At 38.3% G+C, this 575-nt stretch carries 1 pseudogene; it reads left to right on the forward strand.

Features of this window, described 5'->3' with window-relative positions:
• Positions 1 to 575: pseudogene (locus tag FLACHUCJ7_RS00185) on the forward strand (hemagluttinin family protein); the annotation flags it as partial.

Here is a 575-nt window from a genome sequence, read left to right on the forward strand (position 1 = left end):
AAAGATAACGCCTTTTTTGGATATAAGGCAGGATACAGCAACTTTAACGGATCCAAAAATGTTTTTATTGGCCGTGAAGCCGGATTTCAAAACCTATCTGGACTTCAAAATGTATTTGCCGGATACAAGTCTGGATGGTCCAATACATCAGGCGGGAACAATACCTTTTATGGAGATAAATCAGGATATGCAAATAGAGGGGGACGTGAGAATGTTTTTACAGGCCACGAGGCAGGACAATCAAATACTGAGGGAATACGTAATGTATTTGTAGGAAGTGAAGCAGGCTCTAACAATCAAACCGGAACCAATAACATTTATATCGGCTATCATTCGGGATGGACCAATAAATTCGGTAGTTATAATGTATTTACAGGGGATGATTCAGGACTTGAGAATTTGGGAAATGGAAACGTTTTTTCAGGTCGCCAATCAGGATATTATAACTCCACAGGTAACTACAACGTTTTTTTAGGATATAAAGCAGGATATACTAATGTGACAGGATCAAATAATGTATTTATAGGATATACTGCCGGACATAATGAAAAAGGCAGCAATCGCTTGTACATTGA

The sequence above is a fragment of the Flavobacterium salmonis genome (genome assembly GCF_903819435.1).
Classification (GTDB): domain Bacteria; phylum Bacteroidota; class Bacteroidia; order Flavobacteriales; family Flavobacteriaceae; genus Flavobacterium; species Flavobacterium chungangense.